1 protein-coding gene is annotated in these 3,595 nt (G+C 70.2%); it reads right to left on the minus strand.

Annotated elements, in window-relative coordinates; genetic code table 11:
* A partial coding sequence (locus Q2100_RS28375) for a non-ribosomal peptide synthetase (RefSeq protein WP_302916724.1) occupies positions 1-3,595 on the minus strand: 3,595 nt, incomplete at both ends.

Below are 3,595 nucleotides of genomic sequence, written 5' to 3' on the forward strand. Positions count from 1 at the left end.
TCCCAGCGCCAAGCCATCCAGCGGCCCGCTCAACCGCAATGCCGCCGCCATGTTGTACACCGGCGAGGGTCCGTGCAACTGGTCGAGGAACCACAACCGCTGCTGGGCGAACGACAACGGCACCACCGACGGCCGCTCCGCCACCACCAACGGCTCACGCTTCCCGACGTTCGCACCGACATGTGGCGCCAACAGGGCGACGGTCGGCGCGTCGAACACCGCCCGCACCGCGAGGCCGGCGTCCAGCAGTGTGTTGATGGCCGCGACCACCCGCATCGCCGACAACGAATCACCGCCGAGGTCGAAGAACGAGTCGTCGACCCCGACCCGCTCGACACCCAGCACCTGCGCGTAGACCCCTGCCAGGATCTCCTCGACCGCGTCGGCGGGGGCACGGTAGTGATCGCCACCGCTGTATTCGGGTGCCGGCAGCGCCCGGGTGTCCAGCTTGCCGTTGGGAGTCAGCGGCAGAGTGTCCAGGACCACCACCGCGGTGGGAATCATGTACGGCGGCAACCGATCGGCCAACGCGGTCCGTGCTCGGGCGGAGTCGATCGCGCCGCTCGATGTCTCGGTGATGTAGCCGACCAGGCGCTTGTCGCCGGGACGGTCCTCGCGGGCGATCACCGCCGCCTGGGCGACCCCGTCGAGCCGTCCCAGCGCCGCGCGCACCTCGCCGAGTTCGATGCGGTAGCCGCGGATCTTCACCTGTTCGTCGGCGCGCCCGAGATACTGCAACTGCCCGTCGGCGCCCCACCGCACCAGATCCCCGGTGCGATACATCCGCGACCCGGGCCCGCCGAAGGGACAGGCAAGGAACCGCGACGCGGTCAATCCGGCGCGGCGCCAGTACCCGACGCCCACCCCGGCGCCGGCCACATACAGCTCGCCGACCAGCCCCGCCGGCACCGGCCGCAACCAGCCGTCCAGCACGAACAACGCCGCGGAAGGCACCGGCGCACCGATCGGCGGCACGCCCGACCCCGCCGCCAGCGGCGCAGTCCTCGACGCGCACACCGTGGTCTCTGTGGGGCCATAGGCATTGACCATCACCCGCCCCGGCGCCCACCGATCCACCACCTCCGCCGGGCACGCTTCGCCGGCGACCAGCAACGCCATCGATTCCAGACCCTCCGGCGCCAGTGTCTGCGCCGCCGAGGGGGTTTGGCTCAGGAAGCTGACCTGCTCGGCGACGAGCAGGGCGTGGACGTCCTCCGGGGAAACGGCCACCGACTCGGGCACCACCACCAGCCGGTCGCCACTCAGCAGCGCACCCCAGATCTCCTCCACCGAGGCGTCGAAGGCCAGCGAATGCCACTGTGCCCACACTCGTTCGGCCGGCGCACCGGCGTCCAGTGACCTCAGCAGCTGAGTCAGGTTGTGGTGGGTGATGGCCACCCCCTTGGGCACACCGGTGGTGCCCGAGGTGTAGATGAGGTAAGCGATGTCATCGGGCGCCGGCGCCGAAGGCGCCTCGACGGGTTGGCCGCCATCGGTGTCCGCGGCGTCGACGTCGACGACCGGGACGTCGCACCCGCCCAACCGCGAGCGCAGAGCCGCGGTGGTGACCGCGGCCGCAGGTCCGGCATCGCGCATCATGAAGTCGATGCGATCCGCCGGCGACGCCGGGTCGATCGGCAGGTACGCCGCACCGGTTTTCAGCACCGCCAGCATCGCCACCACGGCCTGCGTCGAACGGGTGAACAGCAGCGCCACACACGCCCCCGGGCGAGCGCCGTGACCGGCCAGCCTGTGTGCCAACCGATTCGCCGCCTCGTCGAGCTCGCGATACGACGTCGGCCTGCCCTCGAAGGTCACCGCCACGGCATCCGGCGTGCGGGCCACCCATTCGGCGAACGCCGCCGGAATCGACACCGGCGCGATGGCCGGCCGGGTCAGCGCCGCGCGATTGCCGATCGCGTCCAGCCGTGCGTGCTCACCCTCGTCGAGCACATCCACCGCCGACAGCGACCGGCCGGGGTCGGCGGCCATCGCCACCAACACCCGCTGCAGCCGCGCGATCAAGGTACGGATCGCGTCCGCGTCGAAGAGGTCTTGGTCGTACTCGACGCGAAGTCCCATCTCGTCGCCGGGCCGGGCCGCCATCGTCAGGGGGTAGTGGGTCGACTCGTGGCCGATGACCTCGGTGATGGTCAACCCGTCGATGCCGGACAGCGAGGCGGTGTCGACCGGGTAGTTCTCGTAGACGAAGACGGTGTCGAACAGTTGGTCCTGACCGGTGATGCGGTGGATTTCGCTGAGCGCCAGGTGCTGGTGCTCCAAGGTGGCGTTGTTGACGCGCTGCAACTGGTCGAGCAGGTCGGTGGTGGTGGTGGCCGCCGTGATGGTGGCCCGCACCGGAACCGTGTTGATCAACAGTCCCACCATGGCTTCCGCACCGGGGACCTCGGCCGACCTGCCCGAGACCACGGCTCCGAAGGCCACGTCATGCGCGCCGGTCAGCCATGTCAGCAGCTGCGCCCACCCGGCCTGCAGCACGGTGTTGACGGTGGTGTGGTGTGAGCGCGCCAACTCGCTCAGCGCTCGCGTGATCTCCTCGGGCAACACCGACGACATCACGCCCTGGCGGCCGGACCTGTTCGGCCGGCCGACCAGTGTGGGGGTGTCGAAGCCGGCCAGCACCACACGCCAGGCGTCCTCTGCGGCCTGGACGTCCCGGTCGGCCAACCAGGAGACGAAGCTGCGGTACGGCGCAGGCGCGGGCAACGGCTGCCCGTAGTAGCCGGCGAAGATCTCGCTCAGCAGGATCGGCAGCGACCAGCCGTCCATGACGATGTGATGGAAGGTCAGGACGAACCGGTGTTCGTCGTGTCCCGTGCGGATCAGCGCGGCGCGGAAAGCGGACTGGCCGAACAGGTCACAGACCGCGATACGCTCGTCGACGGACACCCGGTCGATCTGCTCAGCGGAGACGAGGTCGTCATATCGCCAGGCCGCGACGGGATCGGCGGGGATGATCTGAACCGGCTGGTCGAACTGCACGTGGAAACGGGCTGCCAGATTCGGATGACGCTGCACGACGGTGTCCACCGCTGCGCGGAGCCGTTGGGCGTCGAGGGCACCGCTGAACGCGATCTCCAGCTGCACCGCGTACACATCGGCGCTCGCCTGCTCGGTGCTGGCATGGAAGAGCAGCCCCTGCTGCAGCGGGGTCAACGGCAGGACATCGACGAGGTCGTATTGCTGGTCGAGCACGTCGATCTGGTGCTGATCCAGCCGGGCCGGGACGATGTCCGACGGGGTCAGCCCGCCGCCGCCGCGGCGCACGTGCGCGCAGATGCCGGCCAGGGCGTCGAACCACAACCGGCTCAACCGGCCGACCTGATCGCGATCCAGCGCCGAGGGCGCCCACGTCCAGTTGGCGTGCAGGTGCGGGCCGGCGTCGGTGTCGATGGTGCCGGCGTTGAGCTCCACGGAGTGCATCAGCGGAATCGGCACCGCCGCCGTGGCTCCGGTCAGCGAGACGCCGTCCGGGCCGATCCGCCACGCCTCGCCGGAATCGGCCGCCTGCGCCGGCGCGCCGAGTCGACCGAGGTAGTTGAAGCCGATCGACGGGTCGGACTCCGGCAGGTCC

Origin of the sequence: Mycolicibacterium arseniciresistens, from assembly GCF_030519285.1 — a bacterium.
GTDB lineage: Bacteria > Actinomycetota > Actinomycetes > Mycobacteriales > Mycobacteriaceae > Mycobacterium > Mycobacterium arseniciresistens.